15 protein-coding genes are annotated in these 15,197 nt (G+C 58.8%); 13 read left to right on the top strand and 2 right to left on the bottom strand.

The features are described from left to right. Nucleotides 1-243 precede the first annotated feature (243 nt). From LF252_RS04320 to LF252_RS04310, 3 genes are all read left to right on the top strand, one after another. Entirely contained in the window at nucleotides 244-1,629 is a 1,386-nt protein-coding gene (locus LF252_RS04320) for a UDP-N-acetylmuramate--L-alanine ligase (protein ID WP_226267975.1), read from the top strand. Between the two features lie 45 nt (nucleotides 1,630-1,674). Beyond that, complete coding sequence (locus LF252_RS04315) at nucleotides 1,675-2,382, top strand: alpha/beta fold hydrolase (protein ID WP_226267973.1); 708 nt, start codon at nucleotides 1,675-1,677, stop codon at nucleotides 2,380-2,382. 403 nt (nucleotides 2,383-2,785) lie between these two features. After that, complete coding sequence (locus LF252_RS04310; protein ID WP_226267971.1) at nucleotides 2,786-3,166, top strand: hypothetical protein; 381 nt, start codon at nucleotides 2,786-2,788, stop codon at nucleotides 3,164-3,166. Between the two features lie 237 nt (nucleotides 3,167-3,403). Here the strand turns inward: LF252_RS04310 and LF252_RS04305 are convergent, their stop codons facing one another. Together LF252_RS04305 and LF252_RS04300 are read right to left on the bottom strand one after the other, a co-directional pair. Then, nucleotides 3,404-3,970, bottom strand: a complete 567-nt coding sequence (locus tag LF252_RS04305; protein ID WP_226267969.1) for a hypothetical protein — start codon at nucleotides 3,968-3,970, stop codon at nucleotides 3,404-3,406. Between the two features lie 26 nt (nucleotides 3,971-3,996). Next, nucleotides 3,997-4,791, bottom strand: a complete 795-nt coding sequence (locus LF252_RS04300) for a M48 family metallopeptidase (RefSeq protein ID WP_226267967.1) — start codon at nucleotides 4,789-4,791, stop codon at nucleotides 3,997-3,999. 253 nt (nucleotides 4,792-5,044) lie between these two features. Here LF252_RS04300 and LF252_RS04295 point away from each other — a divergent pair, with 253 nt between their 5' ends. The 10 genes from LF252_RS04295 to LF252_RS04250 all read left to right on the top strand — a co-directional run bounded on the left by LF252_RS04295 (nucleotide 5,045) and on the right by LF252_RS04250 (nucleotide 15,156). Next, on the top strand, nucleotides 5,045-5,659 hold the full coding sequence (locus LF252_RS04295; protein ID WP_226267965.1) for a fumarylacetoacetate hydrolase family protein: 615 nt from the start codon (nucleotides 5,045-5,047) through the stop codon (nucleotides 5,657-5,659). 205 nt (nucleotides 5,660-5,864) lie between these two features. Further along, the gene (locus LF252_RS04290) at nucleotides 5,865-7,877 is read left to right on the top strand and encodes a M23 family metallopeptidase (protein ID WP_226267963.1); all 2,013 of its coding nucleotides are present in this window, start codon (nucleotides 5,865-5,867) and stop codon (nucleotides 7,875-7,877) included. Nucleotides 7,878-8,099: 222 nt separating this feature from the next. Next, nucleotides 8,100-8,720 (top strand): hypothetical protein, encoded by a 621-nt coding sequence (locus tag LF252_RS04285; RefSeq protein ID WP_226267962.1) that lies wholly within the window; start codon nucleotides 8,100-8,102, stop codon nucleotides 8,718-8,720. A 306-nt stretch (nucleotides 8,721-9,026) separates the two neighbouring features. Beyond that, the gene (locus tag LF252_RS04280) at nucleotides 9,027-9,605 is read left to right on the top strand and encodes a lipocalin family protein (protein ID WP_226267961.1); all 579 of its coding nucleotides are present in this window, start codon (nucleotides 9,027-9,029) and stop codon (nucleotides 9,603-9,605) included. A gap of 140 nt (nucleotides 9,606-9,745) precedes the next feature. After that, nucleotides 9,746-10,195 carry a thioredoxin-dependent thiol peroxidase gene (bcp, locus tag LF252_RS04275; protein WP_226267959.1) on the top strand — a complete coding sequence of 150 codons (450 nt, stop codon included), beginning with the start codon at nucleotides 9,746-9,748 and terminating at the stop codon, nucleotides 10,193-10,195. 193 nt (nucleotides 10,196-10,388) lie between these two features. Beyond that, nucleotides 10,389-11,291: a transketolase gene (locus LF252_RS04270; RefSeq protein ID WP_226267957.1), complete on the top strand. Its 903-nt coding sequence runs from the start codon at nucleotides 10,389-10,391 to the stop codon at nucleotides 11,289-11,291. Nucleotides 11,292-11,403: 112 nt separating this feature from the next. Beyond that, complete coding sequence (locus tag LF252_RS04265) at nucleotides 11,404-12,777, top strand: vWA domain-containing protein (RefSeq protein WP_226267954.1); 1,374 nt, start codon at nucleotides 11,404-11,406, stop codon at nucleotides 12,775-12,777. Beyond that, a complete protein-coding gene (locus LF252_RS04260) occupies nucleotides 12,774-13,382 on the top strand; it encodes a hypothetical protein (RefSeq protein WP_226267952.1) in 609 nt (202 codons plus the stop codon). The genes LF252_RS04265 and LF252_RS04260 overlap by 4 nt, the downstream gene beginning before the upstream one ends. Next, nucleotides 13,379-14,155, top strand: coding sequence for a phytanoyl-CoA dioxygenase family protein (locus LF252_RS04255; protein WP_226267950.1), 777 nt, complete (start codon nucleotides 13,379-13,381; stop codon nucleotides 14,153-14,155). The genes LF252_RS04260 and LF252_RS04255 overlap by 4 nt, the downstream gene beginning before the upstream one ends. Before the next feature lie 44 nt (nucleotides 14,156-14,199). Then, nucleotides 14,200-15,156, top strand: a complete 957-nt coding sequence (locus LF252_RS04250) for a transketolase family protein (RefSeq protein WP_226267948.1) — start codon at nucleotides 14,200-14,202, stop codon at nucleotides 15,154-15,156. The last annotated feature ends 41 nt before the right edge of the window (nucleotides 15,157-15,197 follow it).

Below are 15,197 nucleotides of genomic sequence, written 5' to 3'. Positions count from 1 at the left end.
AATCTAACGGCTGGGCTTTACAATCCGGGACTGGCAGAAAAGGTTTCTTTTTTGTATGCTGATAGGGTGCCAGTGAGCTTAACTACCTGCCAATAAGGGGTAACGCTTCGGGCACTGGAAGGACTGTAGCGGGCTACCCGCCAGATTCCGGCGCTGTTCCCTCCGCTTGCCCGGCCGGCCGGCTCCGCGTTTCGCTTGCCTTTCCCTAATTACCTTTGTGGCTCTATTCCTTTTGCTACCTGAATGGCTGCTACTCCTTCTTCGCTCCAACGCCTGCACCTGATTGCTACCGGGGGCAGTATTATGCATAACCTGGCCCTGGCCCTGCACCGGCGCGGGGCACAGGTTACGGGTTCCGATGATGAGATTTTTGAGCCCGCCAAGAGCCGGTTAGCCGCTGCCGGTTTGCTCCCAGCCGCGGAAGGCTGGTTCCCGGAGAAGATTACCCAGGACCTTGACGCCGTAATTGTGGGCATGCACGCCCGAGCCGATAACCCCGAGTTGCTGCGTGCTCAGGAATTGGGCCTGCGGGTGTATTCCTTCCCCGAATTCATCTACGAAGCCTCCCGCGACAAGCAGCGCATCGTAATTGGTGGCTCGCACGGCAAAACCAGCATTACTTCCCTCATTCTGCACGTACTACGCCACCTGGGCCGCAAGTTCGACTACGCCGTGGGGGCTCAGCTGGAAGGATTCGACCTGATGGTGCAGCTTACTGACGATGCGCCCATCATCATCATCGAAGGCGACGAATACCTGTCGTCGCCTATTGACCGGCGCCCGAAGTTTCACTTGTATCAGCACCACATTGGGGTGATTTCCGGTATCAGCTGGGACCACATCAACGTGTTTCCGACGGAAGAGGTGTACCGGGAGCAGTTTAAGATTTTTGCGGAGATGACGCCCAAGGCCGGCGTGCTCATCTACGACCAGGACGATGAACAGGTGCAGCTGGTGACAGTGCCCAGCTCGCCCGATGTGAAGTACATCGGCTATGGGCCGCACGAGCACGTAATCCGGGACGGCAAAACTTTCCTCATCACCAAGAAGGATGAGGAAGTACCCGTACAGGTATTCGGCGCCCACAACCTGCGCAACATTTCGGCGGCCAAAGAGGTGTGCAAGCAGCTGGGCATTAAAGGCAAGGAGTTCTACGAGGCTCTGGCTACGTTTAAGGGAGCGGCCCGCCGCTTGGAGAAGGTGCGGGAAGGCGCTACCTCTGTGGTATACAAAGACTTCGCACACGCTCCCAGCAAGTTGAAGGCTACTGCCGCCGCTTTCAAAAACCAGTACCCCGAGCGCCGGTTGATAGCCTGCCTGGAGTTGCACACGTTTAGCTCGCTCAACCCGGCCTTCCTGCCCCAGTACGCCCACACCTTCGATGCGCCCGACGTGGCCGTGGTGTACTTTAACCCCCACGTGCTGGAGCACAAGCGCCTGCCCCCCCTGCCGGCTGAGGCCGTGCAGCAAGCCTTCCAGCGCCCCGACCTGCGGGTATTTACTGACAGCAAGGAGCTGGCCGAGTTTCTGCACGGCCAGAGCTGGTCCAACACCAACCTATTGATGATGTCATCAGGCACATTTGATGGGCTGGACCTGAACGAGCTAGCGACTGAAGTGACGAAATAACGCTGTGCGGGCCCGCTATTTTGTGAGACCCGCGCACGATGAGCTATGAAACATACCGTTTTGCTGCTGCACGGTGCCCTGGGCACCGAGGCACAGTTCAAGCCCCTGAAGCGGGAACTGCCCCCGTTTTACGATGTGCACTCCTTCTCCTTCGGCGGGCACGGGGGGCAGCCTCTGCCCGCAGAGCCCTCCATGAAACAGCTGGTGCACGAAATCCGGCAGTACGTGCTGGACAAGCATCTGGAGCCAGTGCACGTGTTGGGCTACAGTATGGGTGGGTACGCAGCCCTAGCAGCGGCCGTAGCGTGGCCCGAACTGTTCCGCAGCATTACTACCTTGGGCACCAAATTCGACTGGACGCCAGCCTCCGCTGCCCAGGCTACCAGCTTTCTGGATGCCACCACTATGCGGGAAAAAGTGCCGCAGTACGCTGAGCAGCTGGAGCAGCTGCACGCGCCCACTCCCCTCCCGGAGCTACTGGCCGCCACGGCCGCCATCATGCGCGGCCTGGGCGACGCGCCCCTGCTCACCGCCCACAACCTGAGCACGCTGGAAGTTCCGGTGCAGGTGCTGGTTGGTGAACTGGATAAAACAGCCGGGGTTGATGCCTCCCGGGCTTACGCCGACTACCTGCCCAGGGGCACCTTCGAAATCATCATGAACACGCCCCACCCCTTGGAAAAAGTAAACCCCGATTTGCTGGTGAACCGTCTGGCTCGCTTTATTGAGCTGGTGCAGGAAGGAATGGCATAGGTAGTAGACTGTTGCAATAGCTCAGGCCACCGGCCCCTACAACACGCCATGCAGTTTGGCTGAATAGGAGCCGGTGGCCTGACGTGCTTAGCGGGCCAGGGCATCCGGGCAGGCCGTACGCCCGCAGTAGAGGCGCAACATACCTTCGTATCGAACTGCGCCTACCCCATACGTGCATTCTGCTACGGTGTGGGCACGCAGCAATGAGCAAGATGGGAGTGAATTAGTGAGCAACTTCATGCCTACATGTGATACAGATCATTTTATACGCAGCCGGATAAGGGGAATTTTGCTTTACAAAAGCGCTCTAGCCACCGAGTTACCTGTGCCCTGCACTTTGCCTGGTACATGTAGCCGCAGTCGAAGGCTTTAATTCTCTTCTTCCCTTCTTCCCATTCTAACAATGGCGTATTCCGTAAACAACCCCGCTGGCAAAGTAGTAGATAACGTGTTGACTGATTTACCAGGGCTGCTGGCCATTGCGGTGGTTGACACTGCTTCGGGCATGAGCCTGGCTTCCCACTCCAATTCGCCCAGCATCAACCCCGACACGGCAGCGGCCTACAACACGGAGGTAATCAAGCAGAAGCAAAAAGCCATGGCGGCTCTTAAGCTAACGGGCGAAACTATTGAAGATCTGCTCTTCACGCTTTCCTCGCAGTACCACCTCCTGCGGCTCACCAACACCGGCACCAAATTCCTGTACTTGGTAGTTAACTCCCGCGACACCAACCTGGCCATTGCCCGGGAAGTGCTACGTGCCCACGCCAGTCAGCTGAACTAACCCGCTGCGTACGGCAGCAGCCCGTAATCCCAAACAAAATGCCCCGGCTTGCTGGCCGGGGCGTTTTGCGTTACTATGTTGTGCACTGGCTCCAATACCCGCCATTGCCGCGCCTGGCCTACTTACCGTCGGCTTCTGGCTTGTCGGCAGCCGGCTTAGGGCGCCGCCGGTCGGTAGTAACCAGCAGGGCCAGGGCTGTGAGCGAGAGGCGCAGAATCCATTTGCGGCTAAGCATGGCTATTTGCGGGAAAAGAAACCATTATTGGACTCCACGCGCAGGTCGCAACGGCTGCCGCCGGTGTTTTCCTCACAGGTGGTACCCACAATTTCATTTTTCTCGAAGTTGAAGAAGCAGAACGTGCATCCTACCCCCGTAATAATGTAGCGGGCCGCATTGGAAGGCAGGTACAGGCTGTTGTCGGAGGAGGTTTGCAGGGGTAAGGCCATGGCCCGGTACATGCCGTTGCGCAGCCCCATTCCTACAATGTAGTAGACCGCCTTATCCTTGGGCGTTTCCTGCACTTTTCGGATGATGGTTTTATCGATGGCGGTACCATCGCCAAACTCCCGGGTAAAAGCCGCCGAAAGTTGCTCCCGGGGTATTACGTACCGTATTTTCCCCTCCGATACTTCGGCTATCTGTTTACTAACCACTTCCCGCTTCCGACGCATTTCTTCGGTGTCGGTAGTAGGTGCACTCATCTCCGGGAATCCTCGCTTCGTGGTTTCGCAGGCGGTGAGCCCGCCCAGCAAAAGCAGGCCGGAGCTTAGTATATAGAGCGCAGGGCGCAGCGTGTATTTCATTAGGTATTGGATAGAGCAGCCCGCCACTAGCGGGGTTTATAATACTGGCGAGCTTCCGGCAGCTCTTTCTGGATGCTGGCGATACGCGTGCCGTTGGAAGGGTGAGTAGACAGGAATTCTGGCGGGGAAGCAGCATTTTCGCGGGCGTCCATCCGCTGCCAGAACTGTACGGCTCCATCGGGGTTGTAGCCGGCCATGGCCATGAAGATAAGCCCTAAGTGGTCAGCTTCTGACTCCTGACTGCGGCCATACTTCAGCAGGCCGAGCGAAGAGCCCACGCCTACTGCCTGCAAGAACACGCTTTGGGTAGCCGTAGGGTTCTGCCCCACCGCCGCCGATACTACTCCTCCCAGCCCTTGCGCCGCCATTTGCTGGCTCATACGCTCCGAGCTGTGCCGGGCTACGGCGTGGGCAATTTCGTGGCCCATTACCACGGCCAGGCCATTTTCATCCTGCGTGATGGGCAGAATGCCGCTGTACACGGCCACTTTGCCACCAGGCATACACCAGGCGTTTTCCTGCTTATCATCAATGAGGTTGAACTCCCACTGGTAGCCTTCCAGTTGGGCCTGCTGGTTTTGCTGGCGAAAGTACTGCTCCACGGCCTGCTGAATGCGCTGGCCCACGCGCTTTACCATGGCGGCCTGTTCGCCGCTGTTGATGACGCGGCTGCTGGCCAGCACTTTCTGGTACTCCTGTGCGGCCATGGTGTTCATTTCCGTATCGGAAACGAGGCTAAGCTGGCGGCGGCCGGTGATGGGAACGGTGGAGCAGGCGGCGGCCACGAACAGGCAGCTGGCCAGAGCAATTTTCTTGAGCATGAGAATAGGCTGTGGAGAGGAAGGAAACGGAGAGAAATGCCGCCAGCCCGCAACGGCCCGGCTGGCTGCGTTGCTATACGTGCGGCGGTGGGCAAAATGTTTACCCGTGGTGTAGAGCCACCGGATGCACGCTGATTTTAGGTTTTCAGCCCGCGAATTAAACGCTATTTTTGACCGGTTGCGGCAGCTTTTCCCCAGCTGGCCCGACTTTCCGGTGGTTTCTATCCGCCCCGTACTCTTCAACTCCCTGAGCATGAAAATCCTCTGCATCGGCCGTAACTACGCCGAACATATTGCCGAACTCCAGAACGAAACGCCCGACGCCCCCGTCATTTTCGCTAAGCCTGATACGGCCCTGCTCCAGCGCAACCAGCCGTTTTTCCTGCCCGATTTCTCCCAGGATATTCACCACGAGGTAGAGTTGGTGCTGCGCATCTGCAAGAATGGCAAGAACATCGAGGAGAAATTTGCCCCTACCTATTTTGACGCCATTGGCTTGGGCATCGACTTTACGGCCCGCGACCTGCAGAGCAAGCTCAAGAGCAAGGGTCTGCCCTGGGAGCTGGCTAAGGGGTTCGACGGCTCCGCTCCTATTTCGCAGGAGTTCAAGCCGGTTGCCGAGTTTACTGACCTGAAGAACATTGACTTCCACCTGGAAGTGAACGGCGAAGTGCGGCAGAAAGGCAACTCCGGCATGATGCTGCACGATTTCTCGAAAATCATCAGCTACATCTCCCAGTTCATTACCCTGAAAATGGGGGACCTGATTTTTACCGGTACGCCCAGCGGCGTGGGCCCCGTAAAAATCGGTGACCAGCTCACGGGCTTTATTGGAGAGCAGAAGATGTTTGACCTGGGCGTAAAGTAGGCTCCAGGACTGTACTGCATGCCTGAATAGCAGCCCGTTTTCTTCCGAACTTGAAAAAGGATACGGGCTGGCCGGCGTTGACTTTTCTCTGGGAGAAATAACCTTCTCCTGGTTTTTCCCGTCCGGGAAGGCACGATAGTGTCTGCCCCTGGCGTTGCTGCGGCATACACCGTTCCTTTCCCCGCTGCCGATTTTCTTTCCCCGAATGCCCGATTTCCTGACTACCCGGCCCCGCCGCCTGCTGAGTGTAGCGGTGCCGTTTTTACTATTACTGGGGTTGCAGCCCACCGCCTGCGGCGGGCAGGAGCCCGATTCTACGGAGAAGCCAAAAGCAGCCCAGCCCCAAGCCTCGACGGGCCGGCCGGAGGTACCGCAAGGATATTTTCTGTTTCCCATCAAACCTGGCCAGCAGAATTTTCTGGCGGGCAGTATGGGCGAGCTGCGGCCCAACCACTTCCATGGGGGCCTCGACATCAAAACCGACGGGCGCGTGGATTTGCCAGTGTACGCCGCCGCCGATGGCTACATTTCCCGGATGAAGCAGAGCAGCTACGGCTACGGCAATGTGCTCTACATCACCCACCCCAATGGCCTCACTACGGTGTACGGCCACCTCAACCACTTTAAAGGCCCCGTGGCCGAGGAGCTGCGCCGCCGCCAGTACGAGAAGCAGACATACGAACTGGAGCTGTTTTTCAAGCCCGACCAGTTTCCGGTGAAGCGCGGCGAGGTAGTAGCGCTGTCGGGCAATACTGGCGGCTCGGCCGGGCCGCACCTGCACTGGGAGGTACGCACCGCCCAGGATGAGCAGCTGAACCCGTTGCAGTGGGGCGGCTTCCCCGAAATTCAGGACCACGTGGCGCCCACGCTGCTGGCCTTCGGGGTAGAGGCGCTCAGCATTGATGCCCGGGTGCAGGGCAAGTTTGGCAAGTCGGTTTTCATCCCCAAAGCCCCACCCCTACCCAACGGCGGCGGCTACGTGTGGGCCGATACTATTGCCGCTAATGGTACCGTGGGCCTGCTAATGCAGGGCTTCGACCGGTTCGACCAGGTGTGGAACAAGAATGGGATTCAGAAGGTGGAGGTGCTGGTGAACGGTAAACCCCATTACCAGCACGTCATTGATGCCATTCCGTTCCCGGAAGGTTCCCGCCAGATTAACCGCCACCTGGATTATGAGTGGCGCGCTACCCAGGGCCGACAGCTGGAAAAGTTATTTGTGGATGACGGCAACGACCTGAGCATGTACACCACCGGCCCCGGCAAAGGCAAGCTGCGCGTGGAGCCGGGTCAGCTTTACACCGTGGAAGTACGAATGAGCGACTCGTACGGCAACCTCACGCCCCTGCGGTTTGTACTGCGCGGCGTGGCCGACAGCTACCACAAAACCCGCTCATCGGCCGTAAAAACGCAGGGCCTGCGCTATGATATTAGCCGCAACCTGCTGGTAGCCGTGGCCCAGGACCCCGATACGGCCGCCGTGGGCGGTAACCTCACGTTGTTCCGGGGCAACCGCCGCCTCACACTCAAGCCCAGCTACACCGAGCAAAGTCAGAACGTGTACCTCTACGACCTGCGCGCCGGCCGCCCCGACTCCCTGCAGTTTGGGCGTATCACCAAGCGGTTCGAGCGGCAGGCCCTGATTCCCTCGGGCCGGGAATTTGGGTTTAGCACGACCAACCTGGCCCTGGGTTTCGGCCCCAAAACGCTGTTCGATACCCTGTACGTGCAAACCAGCTACAAGCAGGGCCTCTGGACGGTGCACCTGCCCCGTACTCCACTCTACGAAACCCTGGCCCTCACCCTCAAGCCCGAAACCCCAGCCGCCGACCCGCGCCGCACGGCTATTTACAGCGTAACGCCCAAAGGCGGCCGGGCTTACGTGGGCGGCAAGTGGAATGCCGATGCCACGGCCATTACGGCTCCCATCAAGGTGTTCGGCCAGTTCAAGCTTCTGACCGATACCATTCCCCCCTCGGCCCGCCTCATCAGCCGCGGCCCCGGCGGGGTGGTGTTCAAAGTAGGCGACGACCTCTCGGGCCTGGCCAGCTACAAGCTGGAAGTGAACGGGCAGTTCCGCCTGCTGCGCTTCGAGCACAAGAATGCCACCATCTACTCGGAGCGGGACGACAAGCTCGGCCCGCCGCTCCACGGCCCCGCTACCCTCCGCCTCACCGACCAGGCCGGGAATGAGAAGGTGATTAATTTGGTGCTGTAAGAAGGTTTCTGAACGGTTTGCAGAAGCATACTCGCATTGCTGAAGTTGAGCGGTTAAGTTGCCGCTCAACTTCAGCAATGATGAGGTTCCGACTGTTGCGTCTCTAATATGGAATATCCTCTCAAAAAGCGGTATATATCGCACGTTCAGGAATCCAACCGTTTAGGTGAACGTCTCACTAGCTCTTATTTTGGTCGGCTTTGTCTTTTAATGAGCTCCCTTATGACCTGTCGAAATCTACTGGTATTCGTGGGAGCCAGCCTGTGCATGGCGGGGTGTACTGAGCACGCTCCGCCCATTTCTTGTCCCGCGGCTGTGGTGCAGGCGGGCGAAGCACAACGCTACCAAACGGCCCTGTGGAGCGTGTCCACCAGTTTCTTGGATAGCACCGTGTTTTGGCAGCCCCCTGGGGACTCGGTGTGGCGCACACTCGAAGAGCTGGTAAGCCTCGAGCAGCGCTTGGTCGCATTCGAACGCGGGGCCGGTTCGACGCGCTTCGAGTTTGAACCCGTCGAGCGGCCAGGGGTTTCACGGTTGCGACTGTGGGGAAATTGTATGCGCTACGGCCCGCCTGGAAGAGGCTTCCAGCCCTTGGTGGCGGTGTGGGTCAACCAGCGTGACGGACTGATTGACTCCGTCTTAACCATCCACAACTTGCGCTTTACGGGCGTCAGACGGAAGGTTAATGAGAAGGGAGATTTGGTGCCCATGAACCGCCGTGAAGCCCGGCTGCTGCAGTTCCATACCGATTCCCCCTTCAAACGGGCGTTTCTGCGGGCTCACCACGCCAAACTGCCCCTCAGCCTACAGCGGCTCTGCTACGAAAAAGGTATTCTAAAATGACGCTCGTTTTAGTAAACCACTCCAATAGGGTGCTGGTACGATCTGTAAACCCGCCCTACGGGCTAGCTTGAGTTCGGCAAACTGGTTCAAGTAACCAAAGCATACAAAACGTGTAGAAGCTCAAGTTTCATGAACTTCTTCAAAGACGTATTTGCGCTGGCTTACCGGCGTATTTTTGATTCTGTGGTTCAGGCAAAGTATGGTTTGTGAACCTACTGGATTTTTCGGTTTCCGAGCGCCTCGGCAATTCTTCAGGCCGCAACTGTCGGCTTTGCGTATACAGCGGCTACTTTCAACCTCAACACTATGCCTAAAAATCTGCTCAAACGCCGCCAGCCTGTGCTGCTCGGTGCCGCTGCTGCTGTACTGGCAACTGGCGTAGCCGCGTATGCCTATGCGCGCCGCAAACTGCACCCCGAGCTGCCCACCGTGCCCCACGTTGATTTACACAAATATGCGGGCTTGTGGTACGAGGTGGCCCGCTTGCCAACCCGCTTCGAGAAGGGTTGCCAGCACGTAACGGCCGAGTACAAGCTCCGCCCCGATGGCAAAGTGAGTGTGCGTAACACCTGCCATCAGGAAAGCCTTAACGGTCCCGCCGAGGTGGCCACCGCCGTAGCCCGGGCCGTGGATGCCACCAATGCCAAACTGAAGGTGCAGTTTTTCTGGCCTTTCGAAGGCGACTACTGGATTCTGGACCTGGATGAGGCTGATTATCAATACGCACTGATAGGTGAGCCGGAGCGCAAAAACCTCTGGATTCTGAGCCGCAAGCCCCACCTGGAGCGCAACCTCCGCGACCAACTGGTGGCCAAAGGCCGGGAGCTAGGTTTCCCGGTTGATAATCTGATTTTCACGCCCCAGCCTGTGGCAAGCAAGCCGTAAGAATAAGCGCGTCATTGCGAGCGAAGCGAAGCACCCGAAGGACAGATTAGCTTCGCTGTCCTTCGGGTGCTTCGCTTCGCTCGCAATGACGGGTGTTATTTCGTTGCTGAATCCCCAAAAAACCCTTTTATCTTCGCGGCATGGCAGTACCCCAAGCTGGCGAACAGGCCCCGGCCTTCGAAGCCAAAGACCAGAACGGCACCATTCACCGCCTCCAGGATTACGCGGGCCGCAAAGTGGCCCTCTACTTCTACCCCAAGGACGACACCTCGGGCTGCACCGCCCAGGCCTGCAACCTCCGCGACAACTACCAGCAGCTGCTGGCTGCCGGCGTACAAGTGCTGGGCGTGAGCATCGACTCGGAGAAGTCGCACCAAAAGTTTGCCACCAAGCACGAGCTGCCCTTCCCGCTGCTGGTAGATGAGGACAAGAAGCTGGTGCAGGACTACGGCGTGTGGCAGGAGAAGTCCATGTACGGCCGTAAGTACATGGGCACCATGCGCTACACCTTCCTCATCGATGAAAAGGGCCTGATTGAGAAAGTCATTACGAAAGTCGATACCAAGAATCACGCCGCTCAGCTGCTGTAGTTTTTTCGAAAAGCCTCGCCTCTCTCGGCGGGGCTTTTTTGTACCCCACCCCAACCCCTCCCCTCCGGGAGAGGGGCTCTAGTTCTAGCTTTTATAACCGCTAGTTTTTAGAGCTAGAGCCCCTCCCTTATGGGGAGGGGTTGGGGTGGGGTAATTACCTTTGCCTCACTAAACCCATTCTCAACCCGAACCCATGTCGCAGGACACGTCATTCGCCGCTTCATCCGAAACCCATGCTCCGGAAGCCACCAAATCGGTAGCCGAGCTGAAACAAATTGCCGCTCAGGTGCGGCGCGACATCGTGCGCATGGTGCACGCCGTTAACTCGGGCCACCCCGGCGGCTCCCTGGGCTGCACCGATTTGCTGGTAGCCCTGTACTTCAAAGTGATGAAGCACACGCCCCAGCCCTTCGATATGGACGGCATCGGGCAGGACCTGTTTTTCCTCTCCAACGGCCACATTTCGCCCGTGTTCTACTCGGTGCTGGCCCGCTCAGGCTACTTCCCGGTAAGCGAGCTGTCTACCTTCCGCAAGCTGAACTCCCGCCTGCAGGGCCACCCCGCTACCCACGAGCACCTGCCCGGTGTACGGGTAGCCTCGGGCTCGTTGGGCCAGGGCCTGAGCGTGGCCGTGGGCGCGGCCCAGGCCAAAAAGCTCAACAACGACCCCCAAACTGTATTTGTGCTGATGGGCGACGGGGAGCTGGAGGAAGGCCAGGTATGGGAAGCGGCCATGTACGCCCCGCACCACAAGGTCGACAACCTCATTGCCTTCGTGGACCGCAACGGCCAGCAGATTGACGGCCCCACCGACAAAATCGGCGGCCTCGGCGACCTGCGCGCCAAGTTCGAAGCCTTCAACTGGCGGGTACTCGAAACCGACGGTAACCAGTTCGAAACCCTGCTGCCCACCATCGAGGAAGCCCAGAGCCTGCTCGGCCAGGGCCAGCCTATCCTGGTGCTAATGGATACCCAGATGGGCTACGGTGTGGACTTCATGATGGGCTCGCACAAGTGGCACGGCGTGGCCCCCAACGATGAGCAGCTGGAAAAAGCCCTGCAGCAGCTGGCCGTAGAAAAAGCCGGCGACTACTAAGCTCCTAAAACCGTCATGCTGAGCCTGCCGAAGCGGTAGAGATGCTTCGGCAGGCTCAGCATGACGTTCGTTTCCTGCGGCTATATCCAAAATGCGCCATCTGACTCTGGTTATGTGCTTGCTTGCGGGGCTGCTGGCCTCCGGGTCTGCACGTGCCCAGAACGCAGCGCCCTCCCAGCCCAAAACCACGCGGATTCTGTTTGTGCTGGATGCGTCCGGCTCGATGCGGGCGCCCTGGGAAGGTGAGCAGCGCTGGGATGTGGCCAAGCGGATGCTGTCGAAGATGGTGGACTCGTTGAACGCCTACCCACACCTGGAGCTGGCGTTGCGGGCTTACGGACATCAGCACGAAAACAAGGAGAACAACTGCGAGGATTCACGGCTGGAAGTGGCCTTCGCGCCCAAAAACGCGGCGGCCATCAAGGCCCGGCTCAAAACGATTGAGCCCAAGGGCAACACACCCATCACCTACTCCCTGCTCCAATCGGCCGGAGATTTTCCAGTGGACAAAACAGCCCGTAACGTACTCATTCTGATTACCGACGGGCTGGAATCGTGCAAGGGTGACCCATGCGCCACGGCCGTGGCGCTGCAGCGCAAGCGGGTGTTTCTGAAGCCGTTTGTGATTGGCATCGGGGCCGAGCGGGAGTTTGGCAAGCAGCTGGAATGCCTGGGACAGTACTACAACGCGGCCGATGTGAAGACCTTTCGCACCATCCTCAACGATGTAGTAGCCCAGACGCTGGCCAAAACCACCGTGAGCGTGAACCTCACCGACGACGCGGGCCGCCCCGTGGAATCGAGCGTGAACATGACGTTCATGAACAACGTGACGGAGCTGCCCGAATACAACTATGTGCACTGGCGCGACGCCCAGGGCAAGCCCGACGTGCTCGACATTGACGCCCTGCAGAGCTACGACCTGGTGATTAATACCGTGCCCCCGGTGCGGCAGCAGAACCTGCCCATCCGGCCGGGCCGGGCCAATGTGCTGAGCTACAAAACGCCCCAGGGCACGCTGTGGCTGCAAAACCCCGCTGCCTCGCCCAACCCCTACGGCACGGTGCAGGCGGTGGTACGGGCCCAGGGCAACCCGGCCACGGTGGTGGCCCTGCCCTTCGGGGCGCGACAGAAGCTGCTGGCCGGTAACTACGAGGTAGAATTGCTCACGCTGCCCCGGCAGCTGCGGCGCATCACGGTGAAGCAGGGCCAGGAAACGACCGTTACCTACGAAGCCCCTGGCATCCTCAATATCGTGTCGGATTTGAAAGGCTACGGCAGTATTTACCGGCTCGGCCAGGACGAGCAGCAGACGTGGGTGCACAACCTACCCGAAACCAGCAGCAAAGTGAACCTGCCGATGCAGCCCGGAATCTACCGCCTCGTGTTCCGCACCAAAACCGCCACTGGCAGCCGGTTCACCGACGTGCGCACGTTCACCATCCGCCCCGGTCAAACCACCTCGGTCAGCATTTTCGGACGATGAGCTACCCTGTGGATAATACAACTATCAGAGGCAGCTTGCTCTATGATACGCTACTGCCGAGGATGTATGTGGTTAGTTGGTTGCTGACAATTGCTGGTTTTATTGCCAAATCGGCGTTACAACCTGTTGGCAACCACATGTTGGTAATTGGGATGCATCTATTGGCAGTATGTGTCTTGCTTCTGGCATTCAAACCACGGCTTTCACCTCTTGAACCTGTTAACTACCGGGCTTCATCTAGTTTTTTACTCAATGTCGTTCTGCCGAAGACAGTGCATATCGGAGCCAGCATTGTGTGCGTGGGTATGCTGTTTAAACTAATGACTTGGGCAGGTTACCAACCACTGATGCTGATAGGCGGTGTATTACTACTTGGCTCTTGGTTGTACCAGGCTTTAGCTGGACGGTACAGCCGTGGCACTGGTGCAATAGCGGCGCTGGGGCTCATCTTATACAGCGTCCCAGAGGCTGACCTCATCCGGTATTTTCACCGCGACGATACTGTATTGGCGGATAAGATGATATACCAAGCTCAACATTCGAATGATCCCGCAGCGGCGCAGGCTGTCCGGTCACATCTGCAAGCCAAACGCCAGCAGCCATGACCAGAACTGCTCAACTCCGTACCGACGGCTACGCCATTCTGCCCGACGTTTTCACCCCTGAGGAAACGGCCGGGCTACTGCGCACCATTGAGTCGACCGAGACCAGCTCGTCCAATTTCCGGCGCAGTCAGGATGTGTTTGCTATCCGGAATCTACTGGGCGAACTGCCGCAGCTGTGGCCCCAGCTGCTCACGCCACGGCTGCGGGCGGCGCTGGCGGAGCTGTTTCCGGAGCAGACGCCGCATTTGGTCAAGGCCATTTACTTTGACAAACCAGCCGGCTCCAACTGGCTGGTGGCCTGGCACCAGGATGTGATGGTGGCCGTGGATCAGCGCCTCGACCTGCCCGGCTACGGCCCCTGGACCAGCAAAGGCGGCGAAACCACCGTGCTACCGCCCCGCGAAATCCTGGAAAGCATCGTCACCGTGCGCCTGCACCTTGATGATTGTGACGCCACCAACGGGGCGCTGCGCGTGGTACCCGGCTCCCACCGCCTCGGCGTCATCCCGAACGAGCAGCACCCGGCTCTCACGCCCCAGGCCGTTACCTGCGAGGTGCCGGCCGGCGGACTCATGCTGATGCAGCCACTCACGCTGCATGCGTCCCAACGCAGCACCAGCCCCCGCCCCCGCCGCGTGATTCACCTGGAGTTCAGCGCCGCTGAGCTGCCGACGGGTCTGCAGTGGCGGGAGCGGCGGGAGGTGCCAGTAGCACATGCTTTAGCTTGTGCGGTTGAGGATGTTTCCATTGTATCTAGTCACGGCACAAGCTGAAGCTTGTGCTACCTCTTTGTAAACCCATTTCCCTACCATACTTCATGAAAGACTTTCCCTACACTGAATCGAAGGATACCCGCAGCGGCTTTGGCGCTGGCTTGCAGGAGTTGGGCCGCACCAATCCCAACGTGGTAGCCCTCTGCGCCGACCTCATCGGCTCGCTCAAGATGGATGCCTTCATCAAGGACAACCCCGAGCGGTTTTTCCAGGTGGGCATTGCCGAGGCCAACATGATGGGCCTGGCCGCCGGCCTCACCATTGGCGGTAAGATCCCTTTCACGGGCACCTTCGCCAACTTCAGCACTGGCCGGGTGTACGACCAGATTCGGCAGAGCATTGCCTACTCGGGCAAGAACGTGAAGATCTGTGCCTCGCACGCCGGCCTCACGCTGGGCGAAGACGGTGCTACCCACCAGATTCTGGAGGACATCGGCATGATGAAGATGCTGCCCCACATGACCGTCATCAACCCCTGCGACTACAACCAGACCAAAGCCGCTACCATTGCCATTGCTGACTACGAAGGCCCAGTGTACCTGCGCTTCGGCCGCCCGGTGGTGCCCAACTTCACCCCCGCCGACCAGCAGTTTGAGGTAGGCAAAGGCATCGTGTTGAACGAAGGTGCCGATGTGAGCATCTTCGCCACCGGCCACCTGGTGTGGAAGGCCATCCTGGCCGGCAAGCTGCTGGCCGAGAAAGGCATCAACGCCGAAATCATCAACATCCACACCATCAAGCCCCTCGATGCCCAGCTGATTCTGGAATCGGCCCGCAAAACGCGCTGCGTGGTAACGGCCGAGGAGCACCAGATGCACGGCGGCCTCGGCGACTCCATCGCCCAGCTGCTGGCCCGCGAGGAGCCCCTGCCCCTGGAAATGGTCGCCGTCAACGACTCCTTCGGCGAGTCCGGCACCCCCGACCAGCTCATGGAGAAATACGGCCTCAACGAGCACGCCATTGTGGCCGCCGTGGAGAAAGTAATGACTCGTCGGAAGTAGGAATGATAATAATAAAAAAGCTCCTGTGACGTAGCGTTACA

This window comes from Hymenobacter pini, from assembly GCF_020421205.1.
Taxonomy (GTDB): Bacteria; Bacteroidota; Bacteroidia; order Cytophagales; family Hymenobacteraceae; genus Hymenobacter; species Hymenobacter pini.
Note: the sequence above shows the minus strand (reverse complement) of the source record. Positions and strands in the feature narration are given on the sequence as shown.

Bases quoted from the DNA above. Each gene is read 5' to 3' on its own strand.
- LF252_RS04320 (WP_226267975.1), top strand. From the start codon at position 244: ATGGCTGCTACTCCTTCTTCGCTCCAACGCCTGCACCTGATTGCTACC.
- LF252_RS04315 (WP_226267973.1), top strand. From the start codon at position 1,675: ATGAAACATACCGTTTTGCTGCTGCACGGTGCCCTGGGCACCGAGGCA.
- LF252_RS04310 (WP_226267971.1), top strand. From the start codon at position 2,786: ATGGCGTATTCCGTAAACAACCCCGCTGGCAAAGTAGTAGATAACGTG.
- LF252_RS04305 (WP_226267969.1), bottom strand. From the start codon at position 3,970: ATGAAATACACGCTGCGCCCTGCGCTCTATATACTAAGCTCCGGCCTG.
- LF252_RS04300 (WP_226267967.1), bottom strand. From the start codon at position 4,791: ATGCTCAAGAAAATTGCTCTGGCCAGCTGCCTGTTCGTGGCCGCCGCC.
- LF252_RS04295 (WP_226267965.1), top strand. From the start codon at position 5,045: ATGAAAATCCTCTGCATCGGCCGTAACTACGCCGAACATATTGCCGAA.
- LF252_RS04290 (WP_226267963.1), top strand. From the start codon at position 5,865: ATGCCCGATTTCCTGACTACCCGGCCCCGCCGCCTGCTGAGTGTAGCG.
- LF252_RS04285 (WP_226267962.1), top strand. From the start codon at position 8,100: ATGACCTGTCGAAATCTACTGGTATTCGTGGGAGCCAGCCTGTGCATG.
- LF252_RS04280 (WP_226267961.1), top strand. From the start codon at position 9,027: ATGCCTAAAAATCTGCTCAAACGCCGCCAGCCTGTGCTGCTCGGTGCC.
- bcp (WP_226267959.1), top strand. From the start codon at position 9,746: ATGGCAGTACCCCAAGCTGGCGAACAGGCCCCGGCCTTCGAAGCCAAA.
- LF252_RS04270 (WP_226267957.1), top strand. From the start codon at position 10,389: ATGTCGCAGGACACGTCATTCGCCGCTTCATCCGAAACCCATGCTCCG.
- LF252_RS04265 (WP_226267954.1), top strand. From the start codon at position 11,404: ATGTGCTTGCTTGCGGGGCTGCTGGCCTCCGGGTCTGCACGTGCCCAG.
- LF252_RS04260 (WP_226267952.1), top strand. From the start codon at position 12,774: ATGAGCTACCCTGTGGATAATACAACTATCAGAGGCAGCTTGCTCTAT.
- LF252_RS04255 (WP_226267950.1), top strand. From the start codon at position 13,379: ATGACCAGAACTGCTCAACTCCGTACCGACGGCTACGCCATTCTGCCC.
- LF252_RS04250 (WP_226267948.1), top strand. From the start codon at position 14,200: ATGAAAGACTTTCCCTACACTGAATCGAAGGATACCCGCAGCGGCTTT.